At 46.8% G+C, this 14,435-nt stretch carries 14 protein-coding genes; 4 read left to right on the top strand and 10 right to left on the bottom strand.

From position 1 onward, the window contains the following. Window positions 1–18: 18 nt before the first annotated feature. The 4 genes from LBPC_RS05025 to murB form a co-directional block, all read right to left on the bottom strand. Window positions 19–1,107, bottom strand: coding sequence for an ABC transporter ATP-binding protein (locus tag LBPC_RS05025; RefSeq protein ID WP_003564358.1), 1,089 nt, complete (start codon window positions 1,105–1,107; stop codon window positions 19–21). A gap of 13 nt (window positions 1,108–1,120) precedes the next feature. Continuing rightward, complete coding sequence (locus tag LBPC_RS05020; protein WP_003564356.1) at window positions 1,121–1,660, bottom strand: helix-turn-helix domain-containing protein; 540 nt, start codon at window positions 1,658–1,660, stop codon at window positions 1,121–1,123. Between the two features lie 306 nt (window positions 1,661–1,966). Beyond that, complete coding sequence (locus LBPC_RS05015) at window positions 1,967–4,075, bottom strand: cation:proton antiporter (RefSeq protein ID WP_003564354.1); 2,109 nt, start codon at window positions 4,073–4,075, stop codon at window positions 1,967–1,969. Between the two features lie 21 nt (window positions 4,076–4,096). After that, the gene (gene murB, locus LBPC_RS05010) at window positions 4,097–5,002 is read right to left on the bottom strand and encodes a UDP-N-acetylmuramate dehydrogenase (RefSeq protein WP_003593962.1); all 906 of its coding nucleotides are present in this window, start codon (window positions 5,000–5,002) and stop codon (window positions 4,097–4,099) included. Between the two features lie 259 nt (window positions 5,003–5,261). On the opposite strand from murB, the gene LBPC_RS05005 reads away from it, so the two are divergent. Further along, window positions 5,262–6,020, top strand: a complete 759-nt coding sequence (locus LBPC_RS05005) for an exodeoxyribonuclease III (RefSeq protein ID WP_003569685.1) — start codon at window positions 5,262–5,264, stop codon at window positions 6,018–6,020. Between the two features lie 11 nt (window positions 6,021–6,031). Then, complete coding sequence (locus tag LBPC_RS05000; RefSeq protein ID WP_003564348.1) at window positions 6,032–6,574, top strand: 3'-5' exonuclease; 543 nt, start codon at window positions 6,032–6,034, stop codon at window positions 6,572–6,574. Between the two features lie 134 nt (window positions 6,575–6,708). On the opposite strand, the gene LBPC_RS04995 is transcribed toward LBPC_RS05000, so the two are convergent. The 5 genes from LBPC_RS04995 to LBPC_RS04975 form a co-directional block, all read right to left on the bottom strand. Beyond that, entirely contained in the window at window positions 6,709–7,968 is a 1,260-nt protein-coding gene (locus LBPC_RS04995; protein ID WP_003574312.1) for an ABC transporter permease, read from the bottom strand. Next, complete coding sequence (locus LBPC_RS04990) at window positions 7,961–8,857, bottom strand: ABC transporter ATP-binding protein (RefSeq protein ID WP_003569679.1); 897 nt, start codon at window positions 8,855–8,857, stop codon at window positions 7,961–7,963. The genes LBPC_RS04995 and LBPC_RS04990 overlap by 8 nt, the downstream gene beginning before the upstream one ends. 449 nt (window positions 8,858–9,306) lie before the next feature. Further along, window positions 9,307–9,768 (bottom strand): tRNA (adenosine(37)-N6)-threonylcarbamoyltransferase complex ATPase subunit type 1 TsaE, encoded by a 462-nt coding sequence (gene tsaE, locus LBPC_RS04985; protein ID WP_003569677.1) that lies wholly within the window; start codon window positions 9,766–9,768, stop codon window positions 9,307–9,309. Beyond that, complete coding sequence (gene pta, locus LBPC_RS04980; RefSeq protein ID WP_003661286.1) at window positions 9,765–10,742, bottom strand: phosphate acetyltransferase; 978 nt, start codon at window positions 10,740–10,742, stop codon at window positions 9,765–9,767. Before pta ends, tsaE begins: the two co-directional genes overlap by 4 nt. Window positions 10,743–10,863: 121 nt before the next feature. Next, window positions 10,864–11,550 (bottom strand): uracil-DNA glycosylase, encoded by a 687-nt coding sequence (locus LBPC_RS04975; RefSeq protein ID WP_003564334.1) that lies wholly within the window; start codon window positions 11,548–11,550, stop codon window positions 10,864–10,866. A 119-nt stretch (window positions 11,551–11,669) separates the two neighbouring features. Here LBPC_RS04975 and LBPC_RS04970 point away from each other — a divergent pair, with 119 nt between their 5' ends. Together LBPC_RS04970 and LBPC_RS04965 are read left to right on the top strand one after the other, a co-directional pair. Next, window positions 11,670–12,563, top strand: a complete 894-nt coding sequence (locus tag LBPC_RS04970; RefSeq protein WP_003661288.1) for a Cof-type HAD-IIB family hydrolase — start codon at window positions 11,670–11,672, stop codon at window positions 12,561–12,563. Window positions 12,564–12,775: 212 nt separating this feature from the next. Next, window positions 12,776–13,282: an LURP-one-related family protein gene (locus LBPC_RS04965; RefSeq protein ID WP_003569673.1), complete on the top strand. Its 507-nt coding sequence runs from the start codon at window positions 12,776–12,778 to the stop codon at window positions 13,280–13,282. A 310-nt stretch (window positions 13,283–13,592) separates the two neighbouring features. On the opposite strand, the gene LBPC_RS04960 is transcribed toward LBPC_RS04965, so the two are convergent. Further along, on the bottom strand, window positions 13,593–14,174 hold the full coding sequence (locus tag LBPC_RS04960) for a GNAT family N-acetyltransferase (protein ID WP_003569672.1): 582 nt from the start codon (window positions 14,172–14,174) through the stop codon (window positions 13,593–13,595). Between the last annotated feature and the right edge of the window lie 261 nt (window positions 14,175–14,435).

The raw sequence follows: 14,435 nt of genomic DNA, 5'->3' as shown, positions 1-14,435 counted from the left end.
AACTGATCCTTACTGACGTTATTCCCCTTCGTAGGTTTCCAGCCGAGCGTCGAAATCTTCTTCAGATTCGTTAAGCCGCATGACATGGATGTCCTCAGGATCAAACGTCAAGCCAACCGTTTCGCCGTCTTTGGCGGGGTTGGTTGAGTGAATCAACCATTCATTCTTGAGATCGTCGTAACCCACAATTTCGTAGTAGTCACCGCGGAACAGTTGGGTGTCTACTTCAACATTGACCTTGCCTGAATTTGCTGGGGTAATGTCCAAATCTTCTGGGCGCAAAACAACTTCAACTGGTTCATTTGGACGCATTCCGGCATCGGCACATTCAAACCGTTTGCCATTGAACTCAACTAAGAAGTCCTTAATCATGTGCCCTTGAATGATGTTACTTTCACCAATGAAATCCGCCACAAAATGATTGACCGGCTCATCATAAATATCAACTGGCGTACCACTTTGTTGCACTTCACCATCGTTCATGACAAAAATTTCGTCCGACAAGGCCAACGCTTCTTCTTGGTCGTGTGTCACAAATAGGAAAGTGATCCCCAACCGTTCCTGCAATTCGCGCAATTCATATTGCATATCCTTACGCAATTTAGCGTCAAGTGCTGATAACGGTTCGTCTAGCAGCAATACTTGCGGCTCGAGGACAATCGCTCGAGCAATGGCAACTCGCTGTTGTTGACCACCGGATAATTCAGAAATTTCCCGATCAGCATAACCTTGTAATCGAACCATTTTTAAGGCATCTTCGACCTTTGTCTGAATGTCCTGCTTGCTCATCCGATGCAACCGCAACCCGAATGCAACATTGTCAAAAACGTTTAGGTGCGGGAAGAGGGCATAGTCTTGGAAAACCGTATTTACCTTGCGCTGGTTGGCAGGCACATCATTGATCCGCTTGCCATCAAACAGCACTTCACCTTCTGAGACATCCAAAAACCCCGCAATTGCACGCAAAATCGTTGTTTTACCCGATCCGGATGGCCCCAACAACGTGTAAAACTTGCCTTGTTCGATCTCAATGTTGATATCCTTCAGCACCTGCGTGTCGCCGTACCGCTTACCGACATGCTTCAGTTCAACGATAATGTTGCTCAATGACCCCAACTCCTTATAAATAAGATGCCGTCGCGACTAGCAAGCACTTACTACGACCCGTCGCGGCGTTGACCAATTGATGTTGCTTGGTTGCGTGAAAGTAAATTGTCTCGCCTTTCTTTGCAACATAAGTTTGTTCACCCAGCAGTAATTTGACACGACCACTAACAACGTAAACAAAGGTTTCTGCCGGTGAAGGCTCGAACGTTTTAAAAATGCCGTGCGCGGCAAAATCGATCATGACCGGTTCCATTTCATTTTCATTGCTTTCAGGCACCAGCCATTTCAAACGGTACCCTTTTTCTTCATCCAAATATGTGACTTGATCATCCTCGTGATAAACCAAGGAATCTTTTGGTTCCTCACGAAAAAAATCAGCCGGAGATTCACCCAAAACACTCAAAATATCAAAAAAAGTCTCAAGTGACGGTGAACTCTGGTCATGCTCCACCTGCGAAATATAGCCCTTTGTGAGATCCGTTCGCTCGCCTAACTCTTCTTGGGTCAAGTTTTTCCGGATTCGTAAGTCTCGAATTCGACTGCCAATCTCCATAAGACACCGCCTTTGTGGGTTTCGTTAAACTAAACTTTAAGTTTACTAACTCTGCCTATTATACGAGTGCCAACCAACAACGCAAGTATTTGATTTGTAATTCGTCAAAAAAGTTTCGCCGAATCCTCACAAACCGCCGACAAATACCTATGTCATGGACATCAAAAAAAACGGTACCGGCCCAGTCTCAATCGAGACAAGGACGATACCGTTGTCAATTAACGTCTGTTTTAAAAAGCAAAAACCAACTGATTTGACCCAACCAAACGCTCTTTTAGAACAGGCATGACTTGTCCGCAGCGGCCCTTAAACCTCTTCAAGTGACGTTAAGGTAGCCGCATTTTCAGTGAAATTAACATTTTGATTCAGTTTTTGCGCCATCGTCATCGTGATATACCCTTTTTCTGTCAGATCGTGGATAGCGGCCCGTTCAGCCGCAAACGCAATAGCTCGCAAGCGCCCGAGTTCCTGCTCATATTGAGTTGATTTGTGCGTGTTCAAAGCCTTCACCGAAGCAATTCGATTTCGATATTGGACAATCAAAGCATAAATAACTTGGCGGTTATAATTGTGGGCTTTGTTCTCCTTTTGTCGTAAAAACTGCGATAAATATTTAAGTCCGCCTTTTGCGGTTTCTTTTTCAATAAATAAGCGCTCGTTGAAGAATCGGTGCGAACGATTTTGCTCGCTGGCCACGGTGTACCACCAATGCGATAAGCGCAAGGCGGAACGTTCGAACAACATGCGGAAAGTTGGTCGGCCGGAGCGTTTGGCCATTGAGTCCAGATCATTCAGGCGGTGTTGCAATTGTTTGCGGGCTTTAGCGTAACTTTTGGACATAATTTTGTTGTCGCGCCATAGATCGTCTAAAGCATATAGCTCGCCTTGAACCCCGACTTTTCGCAGATCCAGTTCATCCTGAATGAGCGGTGGAATGGCAGCACCGGTATCTTCAGCGAGTTCTAACCGGCGAATCAGGTACTGATATTCCGCAATCAAGTCCAAAGCGGCTTTTTGATTCGTCTCACGGCGCTCCGACTCAACTCGGCGAACCGCCATTTGAAAGACAAAGGTTTGTGCCTGACTCAGCGAAATGATACGAATATCGTTGCTGTCATCATCATCTTGATCGCCACTGTCGTCAGTTACAATCGTGGATCCACGCGTTTGCAGTGGTGCCACTGAACGGGTAACTAACGGCAAAGCGATAATGGCGACGATTAAACTTAGCACCACCACACCAGCCGCGATGAACAACATTAAACTACGCTCCGGAAATGCATCACCGTTGCTCAAAGCTGCTGGGACGGCAAGCACCCCGACTAATGTAATCGCGCCGCGCACGCCAGAAATACCACTCAAAAGAGCTGCTCGCCATGAAGCTTTGCCTTCTTTGGAACGTTTTGCCAGCAGCATGTAACCGTAAATCCATAGCGTTCGAACAATTAAAATGCCCAGGTAAACGACAACCACAAAGCCGAGCGCCTGAAACGTGCTGACCTCATGATCAGCAATCGTGTCGGTCATCGCAACCGGCAATTCAATGCCGAGAATGAGAAAAATAATCCCGTTAAGTGTATAGACAATAATGTCCCAAGTACGTTCCGAAACAATTCTAAGTTCTGGCAAGGCAGCAATGTAACGGTTGTAGCGAGTATTACTAAGCAACCCCGCCACAACGACTGCAATGACACCCGACGCATGCATGAACTCGTCCACCACGAGATAGATGAAGAAAGGTGTTAGCACCTGCAAGATAGTATGCAAAATGACATCGTTAATCCCTTGCTGCAGCAGCCATTTGCGACTTAGGTTGATTAAACTGATTAACACCAGTCCAGCCAAGGCACCGACAATTGCCACATAAAAGAAATCCCGAACGGCGTTGCCAAGGACAAATGTACCTGTCATGGTCGCCGCAATGCCATATTTAAAACCGATCAGCCCGCTGGCATCGTTGATCAAGCTCTCGCCGCTCACCAAATGCAGCACACCTTTTGGTAGATGAACTCGCTTAGCTAGACTCTGCACCGCGATCGGATCAGTCGGGCTGAGAATCGCTGCCAAGGCAAAACTTGCGGGCAACGGCATCGGCGGAATCAAAAAGTGAATCAGATACCCACCGACCAGCATCGTGACAAACACCAGAAAAATTGCGTTTCCGATAATCGGGCCACGCAGTTCCCATAACTCGCGCCGCGGAAAATTACGCCCGTCATAAAATAGCAGCGGAGCAATGAACAACAGCATGAACCAGTCTGTCGCTAAATTGATCTCCAAATGAAAAAACAAAGCCGCGCCTAATCCCAGCGCGACTTGAATCAAGGAGACCGGGACAGCCACAATGTAGTGACTGAGCACGTTTGAGACGATGACAAGTGCCATCAAGAACAAAACGGCTTCGACTAAATGCATTGTGTCGCCCCTTTCTAAGGTCTATTTTGGTTGACTAGGTTCACCGATAATTCGAACCTCGGTTTCCAGATCAACATCAAATTTAGCTTTCACTGTTTTTTGTATAAGATGAATCATGTCTAGGTAATCCGTTGCGGTTGCATCGCCGAGGTTGATGATGAAGCCAGCATGTTTCTTTGACACCTGTGCCCCACCGATAATATGACCTTGCAGACCAGCTTTTTGGATCATTGGGCCAACAAAATGCCCCTTTGGCCGTTTAAAGACCGACCCGCAAGAAGGATATTCAAGTGGTTGTTTAGCCGCCCGACGCGCATTCAACTCATCCATTTTTGCTCGAATGACTGGTTTGTCACCCGCTTTGAGCGTAAAGGTAGCGCTTAAGACGACATCACCTGTATCCTGAACAACACTGTGCCGATAACGGAATTTCAGTTCACGGTGATCATACGTCTTTAATTCGCCTTCTCGCGTCAAAACGTCAACACTGCTGATGACGTTGCAGACTTCACCATCGTAAGCGCCTGCGTTCATGAAAACAGCGCCGCCAACACTGCCAGGAATGCCAGCAGCAAACTCAAGACCAGTCAAACCTGCTCGGTAAGCTGCTTCGGTTGTATCAATCAACCGCGCCCCCGCCTCAGCTGTCACTTGATTGCCACTGGCCGTGATGGTTTTCATTTCGGTTAAAATCAACACCAGTCCGCGAATGCCACCATCCCGGACAATTAAATTGCTGGCATTTCCAATCACCGTCAAAGGCAAGCCTTGGTCACGAGCGTCATCAACTAATGCCCGCACTTCGGCCACATTTTTGGGAAACGCCAATAAATCAGCCGGTCCCCCGGTTTTCGTAAACGTATAATGACTCAAAGGTTCATCATGCATCATGGTAATTCCTTCAAGCGTACGCGGCGCATCCACCACAACATCAGGTCCTTTCACAAATACTACTAAGCTATTTTAGCAGATAATTGCTGTTATGAACACGGGAAGGCTGTGAAGAGCTTTCCCTAGATCTTTACTGTCAGTCTTAGAAATTGAATTGAATGATACTTCTGTGTTTTGACTTCTCGTAGAAAACGCGCTCTCAGGCGCAGAAGCCTGTTCGCGCTCTGCATATCGCAATCATCTGTCAAATCTAGTAGAATGGAACCGCAATGCATCGTTAGGAGTGAATCATTTGATGAAATTAATTTCTTGGAACGTGAATGGCTTACGAGCTGTTTTAAAAAAAGACTTTATGACTATTTTTAATGAATTAGACGCCGACTGGTTCTGTTTGCAGGAAACCAAAATGCAGGCAGGCCAAGTTGAACTTGATCTGCCTGGCTATCATCAATACTTTAACTACGCTGAACGCAAAGGCTATTCTGGTACGGCCATTTTCACCAAACATGAACCGCTCAATGTCACGTATGGGATGGGCGTTCCTGAACATGATACTGAAGGCCGGATCATTACCTTAGAGTATCCAAACTTCTATTTGATGACGGTTTATACGCCGAACTCTGGTGGTGAACTGAAGCGGCTGGATTACCGCCAGCAATGGGACAAAGATTTTCTTGCCTACACGAACCAACTCGCGGCCAAAAAGCCGCTCGTTTACTGCGGCGATTTAAATGTCGCGCACCAAGAAATCGACCTTAAAAATGACAAGACCAATCACCACAACGCCGGCTTTACCGATGAAGAACGGGCTGACTTTACAAAACAGTTAGATAGCGGCTTTATCGATACATTCCGGAACTTGTATCCAGATACCGTCACTTACTCATGGTGGAGTTATCGATTCCATGCCCGCGCTAATAACGCTGGTTGGCGTATTGACTACTTTGTCAGCAGCCGTGACTTCAAACCATATATTCAGGATGCAAAAATTCTGACCGACATTATGGGCAGTGACCACTGTCCAGTTGAACTTGTCACAAAAGACTTGATTTAGGAGAAAATACGATGGACTTTATCGCCATGGATTTCGAAACCGCCAATCGCAAGCGAGCCTCAGCGTGTTCATTGGCGCTCGTGGTCGTCCAGCAAAATAAGGTGGTTGACAGTTTTTACACCCTTATTAATCCGCAGATGCAGTTTGATGCCCAAAACATTCACATTCATGGCATCACCCCTGAAATGGTTCAAGATCAGCCAACATTTGATCAAGTTTGGCCGCATATTCAAATGTTCTATACGCCAGGTCGGATCGTGACCGCTCACAATGCACCGTTTGATGTTTCGGTTATGCGACTGACACTGGATCGTTACGGCATTGCGGCGCCGCGCTATCAAGTGATTGACACGGTTAAAACCTCGCGACAATTTTTGCCGAAGTTGCCGAATCATCGGTTAGATACTGTCAGTGCCGCCTTACACATTCCGCTTGAGCATCACCACAATGCCTTAGCGGATAGTTATGCCTGTGCACGGATTTTGATCGCCGAAAATGAGCACTTTGGCGAAGCGCGGATTAAAAGCATGATGAAACTTTCAAAAGCGGGTTGATTCAGGTACGACTGGCAACCGCTCAACGTTTGACCCGACTGCGCGCTCATTAACTGCTGAATACAGCTGCCATGCAAAAAGGCGACTCCGCTGAGGAATCGCCTTTTTATTTTGCCTATTTTGCCTAATTATATTTATTTTTTAGCCACACCGCGTTCCGCCTTCCAAATGCTAAAGGAGGTCTTCATTGATTGCCACAAGCCCGAACCGGAATAGACCAAGACGTTATTCCGATAAACCGCGACCGTAAAGAAAGTAAACAAGGCGAGAAAGACGACACTAATACCGACACTGACCCATGCCTGACCCATACTTGCTCGGCCTAGCGACATCTGCGTTGGCATAACAAAAACATTCAAGAAAGGCACGTAGCTTGTTACTTGTGCCAGCGTCGAATCATTGGCTTGGGCGGCGATTGTAATGAAGTAGCCGATCATCCCCAGCATGGTAATTGGCATAACAGCTTGCTGGACTTGTTCCTGATTAGAAACAAGCGAGCCGGTTAATGCAGCCAAGACCGAATAAGTGAGTGTGCCGATGATAAAGAAAAGCGCAATCATGGCGGTTGTCCCAGAAGCTAGTATCGAAAGATCCACTTGCTTTAACAAGCCGGCAACCATTGTTTGATTTTTCAAAAATTGCCAGCCGATAACACCGGCAATCACGTAAATAACCAGTTGTGTCAGCAACAAGGCGAAAATACCCGCCAACTTGCCAAAGAATTGCGTCGTGGCACTGACAGAGGACAAAAGGATCTCCATGATTCGCGAGCCTTTTTCAGTTGCAATTTCCTGTGCCAGAATAGAACCATACACCATGGTGACCATCAGAATCAAAACCATTGAAACGAGCGCAAGGCCATGATTCATAAGTTGTGCCGTATTGGATTTGGCTACCTGCTTGCCATCCTCAATGGCAACCGTTTTCGATGTCACTGTCGGCGGTGCCGTTAAAGCCTTAACCTGAGCTGGTGTCAGCTTCATGGCTGCGGCCGTGCTGCTCAATTTCAATCCGCTCAGCGCTGCCACCAGCGTTGAAGTCTCAACTGTCTGACCGTTATCGCGAGCAACATAATGCGACTTGAAGTCATCTTTGGCATTCACCGTTAAAATGCCATCAAGATCTTCTTTGTTCAGTGCATCATTGGCTTTTTTAGCAGAAGTATACGGCTTAAAGCGTAAATCACTGGTACTTTGTTTACTCAATGCTTGGCGCACAACGCCAACGTCACTGACAACTGCGACCTGAGCAGGTGCTTGCGTTTTGGAAATATAAAAAACAATTCCAAAAGCAATCGCAAGGAAAAATAGCGGTGACAATACTAGAAAAATCCATGAACCACTTCTGGCATTTTTCTTATAGACCTGACTCATAACCACCCAAAACTTATGCATCAGCTTCACCTGCTTTCAAACGGAAGATTTCATCAAGTGTCGGTGGTTGTTGACGGAACTCTGGTATGTAGCCATTTTCCGTTGCTTTAGCAAAAATCTGGTGACCAACTGCCGGATCGGCTAAGGTCAACTCAAATTCTTGACCATGCTGCTTGATTTTCGTTACCCCGTCAAATTCACGCAAGTCATCGGCAGTCAACCCTGACTCAATGAATAGTTTGGTCCGACCAAAACTTTCGCGAATCTCACCAACCGCTCCGTTTAAGACCATCCGTCCCTGTTTCAGCATCACCAGATGATCGGAAACAGCCTCAACGTTAGCCATATCATGGCTGGAATAGATAATCGCAGCGCCATTATCTTTCAGCATCTGAATGCCAGCCATCAACAGGCTTGAGTTAACCGGATCAAGTCCCGAAAAAGGCTCATCTAGAATAACCAGCTTTGGCATATGAATCATTGTGGCAATGACCTGAACTTTTTGCTGATTCCCCTTACTTAAGTCTTTGATTTTATCGGTAGGCTTGCCTTTAACCTGAAATCGGTCCATCCATTCTGGAATCTTGGCTTTAATTTCTGACGTGCGCATACCACGCAAGCGCGCAAAATAAATAATTTGATCTTGAACCCGCATCTTTGGATATAAACCGCGCTCTTCTGGTAAATATCCAATGGTGTCATAATCTTTAGCTGTTAACGGATGACCATTCCAAGTGATGGCACCAGAGTCTGGTGTCAAAAAATTCAAAATCATCCGAAATGTTGTCGTCTTCCCCGCCCCGTTTTGGCCGATCAACCCCATGATTTCACCTGGTTTAACGGTGAAGCTCTCCTGATCAACCGCCGTCATCGTGCCGAAGGTCTTCACAAGATCCTTGACTTCTAGCATGGCCACTACTCCTTTACTTAAAACGCGCTCACAGATGCTCAAGCCTCTATGGTAAGAGCCTCAGAAGCAATGACAAACAACTGGTCATCACGCCTAAGACCAATATCTCAGCTTGCCAACGTGCCTGTTCACGTTATGAATTAGCTCACTTTCTCACGTTGTCAATAGTCTACCATGCATACTTTGGTTATCAAAGTATAACGTGTTATCAAAAGTAGATTTATTGTCCTAGTGAAAGTAGCCAGACCAAATTCTGTGACCCTCATGCACGCCATTGTCTTCGAAAAGTGTGGATAACTGCCCAGATTGTGACTTCGCCAACGAAAAGCCCAACAAACAAAGCGGCCAACTGTTCGCCAAATTTCATAACGCACCGCCTTTTCTTTGTTCTGCACCACTTTACCAAACCAAATCAAAAAAGCACGCAAATGTTCTTTGCGTGCTTGCTATCATAGGCTTTCGAGTAAATTCTCATAGTGTTGGCCAAACGGCACAAATTCGAGATGCCGCGTTGTATCTTCATTGTCATCTTTTTGAAAATGAATCATCAGATAGGTCTCTGGTTCACTTAATCCCAAAAAATCCGGCCATTCCACGACAGACACCCCATCACCTTCGAAGTACTCTTCAAGACCGAGATCCTCGGCCCCACCGTCTTCTAAGCGATACAGATCCATATGATACAGCGGTAATCGGCCATGACGATACTCGCGAACAATTGTAAATGTTGGACTTTTGACGTAATCGGTGATGCCTAAGCCCTTTGCCAAGCCCTTGGTGAAACTAGTTTTACCAGCACCCAAGTCACCATCCAGCAGCAAAACGTCTCCCGCTTGCAACTGCGGTCCCAGTGAAGCCGCAAAGGATTGCAGGGCTGCCTCACTAGTGAAGTCTTTTTTCAAACTTGTCATAGCAAGGTCTGGGCCGCTGTAATAATGGCCAACTTATAGACATCCTCTTCATTTGCCCCACGACTCAAATCAGAAACTGGCTGATTCAAACCTTGCAAAATTGGGCCAATGGCTTCAAACCCGCCGAATCGTTGCGCAATCTTATAACCAATATTACCGGATTGTAATTCAGGGAAAATGAAAACATTCGCTTCCCCAGCCACTTTGGAATCAGGGGCTTTTTGCTTGGCAACGCTTGGGACAAAAGCAGCATCAAATTGTAACTCACCATCTAAGGCCAAATCAGGTGCCAGTTCATGAGCTTTCTTAGTGGCTTCAACTACCTTATCTACTTGCAGTCCCTTAGCACTGCCTTTGGTTGAGAATGACAGCAAGGCGACGCGCGGTGGTTCGATATCAAACAAGGCAGCGGTTTTAGCTGACTCAACCGCAATTTCAGCCAGCTGATCAGCATCTGGATCAATGTTGATGGCGTTATCCGCGAATAAGTAGCGTTCGTCACGGCCACGCTGCATAATGAACGCACCACTGACCAAATGCACGCCAGGACGCGTCTTGATAATTTGCAAAGCAGGCCGGACTGTGTCAGCCGTTGAATGAACTGCGCCTGAAACCATACCGTCTGCTTCCTTCATGTAAACCAGCATCGTACCAAAATAATTGGCATCCTGAACAATTTTTTCGGCCTGTTCTGGGGTTGCCTTGCCTTTGCGACGCTCAACGAAGGCCGCAACCATTTTAGCGTGAATGTCATCGTTGGCTGGATCGTGAACTGTCAACTTGCTGAGATCCCAGCTTTTAGCAGCTGCCAATGTCTGAATCTTATCAGGATTACCTAGCACGATGGCCTGTATCAACCCGTCAGCTGCGAGCCGAACTGCTGCGCCCAAAACGCGCGGATCTTCGCCCTCCGGAAATACAATCCGTAAATTTTTGCCATTAATCTTGTCTTTTAAACTTTCAAATAGGTCCAAATCTTATCCCTCCATAAAAGCGCTTTATTCTTGTTCATCATACCGTTTTTATCGGGTCGTGACTAGTCGAAGACAATGGAAAAACAGTGTGTCTGAGCCACTTAAGGCTAGTCAATTCAGGTTAATCCGCCTTCACCGTTTCTGGTAACTGCCAATTAATCGGGGCCTCGCCCATTTTTTCTAGTGCCGCATTGGTGCGCGAAAACGGGCGACTGCCAAAGAAGCCACGAGATGCAGATAACGGGCTTGGGTGCGCTGATGCAATAATCGCGTTCTTGCTCGTATCAATCACGGCCGCCTTTTTTTTGGCCGCGTTCCCCCACAGGATGAACACAACGCCGCCGCGTGCAGACAAGGCAGCAATGGCAGCATCTGTCAACTCTTCCCAGCCATGATTCTGATGGGAATAGGCTTCGCCGGCTTGTACCGTCAAAACGGCATTCAACAATAGAACGCCTTGGTCCGCCCACGCCTTCAAATAACCATGATGGACCGGTGGATAGCCTAAATCGCTTTGCAACTCTTTATAAATGTTTTGCAGAGACGGCGGCAAAGCGACACCGGGTGCCACCGCAAAGCTCGCACCAACCGCCTGCCGCGGATTGTGGTAAGGGTCCTGGCCTAGAATGACCACCTTCACATCATGGAAAGGTGTCCATTCGAATGCCTGAAAAATATGGTGCATTTCAGGGTAAATCGTTTTTGTCGCGTATTCTTCTTTTAAGAACGCATGCAGTTGAGCATACTCAGGACTTTCAAATACCGGTTCCAGCACCGTCTGCCAGTCATTATGTATTAATGTTTTCAAGACGTGCACCTCCGCAAATAGTGTACAAGAATCACCGCGGGTTTGCTACCGGGAAACGCTTTTTCATGCTAGAATTGGAGGCGTAACCGCACCATGACAAACCGGAGGGAACAGTAAATATGATCAAACTTATCGCATCAGACATGGATGGCACACTTTTAAACGACAAAATGGAAGTTTCGGACGAAAACGCCCAAGCCATTCGTGACGCGCAAGCCGCTGGTATCGAATTTATGGTCGCAACTGGCCGCGGCGTCACCAAAGCTACACCGTTACTTGCCGCCCAAGATCTCAAACCAGCATTCATTACACTCAACGGCGCCATGGTTTTTGATGAGGCTGGCGAATTGGTGGTCACGATTCCAATTGCTAGTGACCTAAGCGATTTCATTGTCGAGACCTTGCAAAAGGACGACATCTATTTTGAAATCATCACCAACAAAGGCGTCTTTTCGGACAGCCGCGTCAAACGTATTCAAAATGTTGCCGATCTATTGGTTGATCTCAACCCAGATACAACCTACAAACTGGCGGTTGCGCTCGCAGCTGCACGGCTGGAAATCATGAACATCAATTACGTTAGTGACTATAAAGAACTGCTAGCCGACCCTACTATCCAAGTGATGAAAATCATTGCGTTTACTGGCGAGCAACGCGATATTTTGAAAGCACCAGCGAAGGTTTTTGATGCCACCGGTAAATTAAGTGTCACCTCAAGCTCCGCGAATAACATTGAGGTCAACAACATCAAAGCGCAAAAAGGTTATGCTGTTGAAGCTTTCGCTAAGCAACGCGGTATTACCATGGATGAGGTCATGACAATCGGCGATAACTTGAATGACGCCAGCATGATCAAAATGGCCAAATATGGCATGGCGATGGGAAACGCCATCCCCGAAATCACCAAGCTCGCATGGGGCAGTACTGCCACTAATAGCGAAAACGGCGTTGCTCAGGCAATTCGCAAAGCCATTCGCATTAATAAGGCGGAAAAATCAAACGCTCAATTCTAATAATCATTGGCGCAGCGATAGTTTGCTGATTTTAATTTTTTAAACACGAGCGCCGCGCCGGTTCACGCTCACCATAACGCGCTCACTGACGCAGAAACCTGCTCATAAGGGCCTTAAGCACAATGGGCAAAACCCGCCCATCGCACTTGAGCCCGCTTATGCTCCGGTTTCTAACCGCGCCAGTTCACGCTCACCATAAGGGAGGTTGGCCGATGGCGTTATATCTTGATATCAATGCTTTAAGCACGAGTAGTTTAAGTGTGGTCAAAACCGATAACGGCAAGCCGGCCTACATTCTAACTGGTCGGCACGGACTGATTAATGGTGGCTTCGATCTGAATACATTAAGCGGCGAACCGCTTGGATCCATTCGACAAAAAACGGTCAGCGTTTTCCCGCGCTATGATCTTTATATCGCCAATCGCAAGGTTGCCAGCGTCAAAAAAATGTTTGGGGTCTGGCATCAGTTCATCTTTATCTCAGATCTCAACTGGGTCGCCATGGGTAATCTTTTGAATAACCATTATCAAGTGTTTCATGGGGTCAAAACGATCTTCAGTGCTGAAGAAATTGCACCAGCAATCGTTAAGTTGACCATTCCCAATAACCGCGACATTCCAGCGGCCATTTTGTTAGCTGCTATCCTCGACCGCTTTCGCCATGTGGGTGTGGCCGATCCATTGAAGCGTTATGAATATGGGCTGGATTTCCCAGATTAAACGAAAAGAAAAGCTAAGACCATCATTCCTAGCTATGAAATAAAGACGACTGATTTTCCTCCATGGAATACCAGTCGTCTTTATTTCTCATTGCTATTTAGAGATCCTAGTGCCAAGGCGGAGCAATCGTAGACCAGATGGCGTTCAGCCGTACAACCTGACCTTGGAGCCGATGTGATTAGGCAACTTCGAGACCGGTTTTGGGACTCGAAGTGCCGTCTCCACTCTGGCTGTGCGTCGCAAACCCCATCTGGTCGGAGATTGCGGCGTTCGGCGGGCTAAGGGCTTTAGGCTAACCTATTGACTAACATTAAACTTCCTCGCCTACAACCGGCCGCAGCATATGATCATATCGATGACTGCCAATCATCAACTCGCCGTGTTTAAGAAAACCATTGCGCTCATATAACTTTTTAGCCCGCGGATTCTGCTGATCCACGTTCAGACTAACCACTTTAGCGTGCCGAGCCCGGGCAACCGTATCGACTGCGTTTAATAATTTGGTTCCGATCCCATGTCCCTGCGCTGTCTCGGCGACTGCTAGCGTATCTAAATACCACTCGCCGGCATAAGTTTCGGTGTCTGAAAAAAGCGATGAATTTGGGGTCAATCCCAGCTTAGGCAACAACGGTTTTAAAGCATCGTCGATATGGGCTTCCTGCTCATGCAAATAGCCAACAGCAATCCCTTCAATCTGACCGTCCTGATCAGCCACCAACATTTGCGGGTAACCGTACCGGTAAGTTGGCAGTAAAAAGGCTTGTTCCAAAACCGAATACAGGGTCTTCTTAGGAACCTTCATTAACTGAGGAATTTCCATCTCCGTAAACACAATATCGATCAACGGTGCTACTTGCGGCGCATCGTCCGGTTTGCTTGGACGTATTATCAAAAAAATCGCTCCTCTTTTATTGGCGCTGAATGAACCGCCAATTTGCTGACACTCATCAGCAGCGAAAGCAGTTGGTTCAAGTTGCGCCTTTTGCATGCTTTCTATTATAGCAAAAAAGGCGAACATTCGCGTTGTGATGGCAATTAAACATAATCAAAATGTTTTTGGGCGAATGAGTCCATTTTTCAGTGAATCTGGGTTAAAATGTGAGAAGAGTTGTGTTTGCCTTCTCTAGATGTAGCTAATCATGGTGAAGCAACC

The sequence above is a fragment of the Lacticaseibacillus paracasei subsp. paracasei genome, from assembly GCF_000829035.1.
Classification (GTDB): domain Bacteria; phylum Bacillota; class Bacilli; order Lactobacillales; family Lactobacillaceae; genus Lacticaseibacillus; species Lacticaseibacillus paracasei.
The sequence above is the reverse complement of the archived record's forward strand: the minus strand, read 5'-3'. Positions and strand labels throughout refer to the sequence as shown.